The organism is Herbaspirillum sp. B65, from assembly GCF_000333555.1.
Taxonomy (GTDB): Bacteria; Pseudomonadota; Gammaproteobacteria; order Burkholderiales; family Burkholderiaceae_D; genus Herbaspirillum; species Herbaspirillum rubrisubalbicans.
Genome location: NZ_BADI01000250.1, coordinates 1 through 2,219, shown reverse-complemented (window position 1 = coordinate 2,219; position 2,219 = coordinate 1). Strand labels below are relative to the sequence as shown.

Here is a 2,219-nt window from a genome sequence, read left to right as displayed (position 1 = left end):
TTGCCGGTCTCGATCCGATTTCCATGGGCGTGACGGCCAACTTGATCGGGCGTCTCAATGATGCTCTGGTTTCTACCTCCATCCTGGTCTCGCACGACGTCAATGAATCCTTTGCCATGCCCGACTATGTGTATTTCCTGTCGGCCGGCAAGATCGTGGCACAGGGTACGCCGCAAGAAATGCGTGAATCGACCGACCCCTATGTGAAGCAATTTGTCCATGCCCAGGCCGATGGCCCGGTGCCCTTCCACTATCCCGGCAAGTCGTTGGCCGAGGATCTGGGTCTGGGAGGTGGCGCATGATCGTCAATGCTGTCAGCGCCCTGGGCCGCAGCGTGCGTGAGTTCGCCGTCGGCGTGGGTTTTGCCGCGCGCATGTTCGTCAATATGCTGGGTGCTTCACTGGGCTTGCTGCGCCGGCCGCGTCTGATTACCGACCAGATCCATTTCATCGGTAACTATTCGCTGGTGATCATTACGGTGTCGGGCCTGTTCGTGGGCTTCGTGCTGGGTTTGCAGGGTTATTACACGCTCAATAAATACCTCCATGCTGGGCGCCGCTTCCGGTGCGGTCGCTGGCCTGGTGGCCATCACCCCGGCCGCTGGTTTCGTGGGCGTCATCGGCGCCGTGGTCATGGGCCTGATCGCTGGTCTGCTGTGCCTGTGGGGCGTGAGCGGTCTGAAGAAGATCCTGGGTTCGGACGATGCGCTGGACGTGTTCGGCGTGCATGGCGTGGGCGGTATCCTGGGTGCCCTCCTGACCGGCGTGTTCGCAGCCCCCAGCCTGGGCGGCACCGGTATCTATGACTACGTGGCCAACGCTGTGGCACCGGATTACTCCATCGGCGGCCAGGTCTGGATCCAGTTCCAGGGCGTGCTGACCACCGTGATCCTGTCGGGTGTGGTCTCCTTCATCGCCTACAAGATCGTGGACGTCGTCATCGGCCTGCGTGTGACCGAGGAAGAAGAACGCGAAGGCCTGGATATCTCCAGCCACGGCGAATCGGCTTACCACTAAGCATCGGTCGTACTGAGTCTGCAGTATTCCTTCGGGGCTGGAAACGGCCTCTTTATAAGGCGCCTTCGGGCGCCTTTTTTCCTTTCTTCATTCGCCTTCGAGCGCCTGTGTCTTCAGTTTCGATGGGGTCCGCGCTAGCAAGGCCAGTAACGCGGCCAGCAAGGCGCAGCCGGATATCTGCAGCAAGCCGGCCATGTCCCAACCTAAGCTGACCTTGAGCAATCCCAGCAGGTAGCCGGAAAAGGCGGCCGGAATATAGAGCGCGGCGACAAATAGCCCGGACGCCCGCGCAGCGCAGCTGCGCCGTACCGAGCGGATGATGCCCGCCGACAGGTTGGCGTAGGCGATGCCGCTGATGCTTGCACCGAAGAGGAAGGACAGCAGCGCGTGCAGCGCCAGCCAGGCCTGCTCGTTGGAGAACAGCAATGCACCTATTCCCGCCGCCCCGCACAATGCCAGTCCCAGCAGCTTGCGATAGTCGTAGCGGTCGCCCAGCCAGCCGCCCAGCAGCGATACCAGCGCGCCCAAGCCGTACATGCTGATGGCCAGTGCGGCATCCTTGGGCGCAAAGCCCAGTGCTTCGCGCAGGTAGGTCGGATACAGGCCCAGATAGCCATAGATGGATAGGCCCGCAAACACGGTGGCCAAGGCCAGCAGCAGCGGAGTGCGCGCCATCAGGGTGGTGGGGAGTGGTTCTTCCCCGGCCAGTTGCGTTTGCTGGTCAAGCGCTTGCGTCTCGGTCAACCACGGCTTGACCAGCAGCACGATCAGCACCATGGCCAGTACGCCAGACCAGCCGAAGGCCAGGAAGGGAAACTGCCATCCCATGCTGCCCAGCAATGCCGCCCCCAGATTGGGGCCGATGATGGCACCCAGGCCGAACGTAAAATTGAGCGAGCTGGCCGCCAAGGCTTGATGGCGCGAAAAATAGGTGGTCGCGATGGCGAGCAAGGCCGTCAGTTGCATGGCTTCGCCCAGTCCCGAGACGAAGCGATAAGCCAGCAGTTGGTCGAGATTGCGCGCGTAGGCTGTTAGGCAGGTGGCCGCCGAGAAGATCANGATGCCGATCAAGACCACGTTCTTGCGGGTCATCTTGCCCAGCAGATAACCGGTCGGCAGGCCCGCCAGTCCCATGCCCAGCGTAAAGACGGTGGAAAGCCAATCCGGTTTGCGGCACGGTCAATTCAAGTGCCTTGCGCACAT

Annotated in this window: 1 protein-coding gene and 3 pseudogenes; 3 read left to right on the top strand and 1 reads right to left on the bottom strand. The window is 61.7% G+C overall.

Annotated features, from left to right (window positions below):
• The 3 pseudogenes from I5W_RS06560 to I5W_RS06555 form a co-directional block, all read left to right on the top strand.
• Positions 1–302 (top strand): annotated as a pseudogene (locus I5W_RS06560) (ABC transporter ATP-binding protein); the annotation flags it as partial.
• Positions 299–541, top strand: a pseudogene (locus I5W_RS30775) (ABC transporter permease); the annotation flags it as partial. The pseudogenes I5W_RS06560 and I5W_RS30775, both read left to right, overlap by 4 nt.
• 1 nt (position 542) lies before the next feature.
• A pseudogene (locus I5W_RS06555) lies at positions 543–1,016 on the top strand (ammonium transporter); the annotation flags it as partial.
• 87 nt (positions 1,017–1,103) lie between these two features.
• Here I5W_RS06555 and I5W_RS06550 read toward each other — a convergent pair.
• A complete protein-coding gene (locus I5W_RS06550) occupies positions 1,104–2,150 on the bottom strand; it encodes an MFS transporter (RefSeq protein ID WP_050010623.1) in 1,047 nt (348 codons plus the stop codon).
• Between the last annotated feature and the right edge of the window lie 69 nt (positions 2,151–2,219).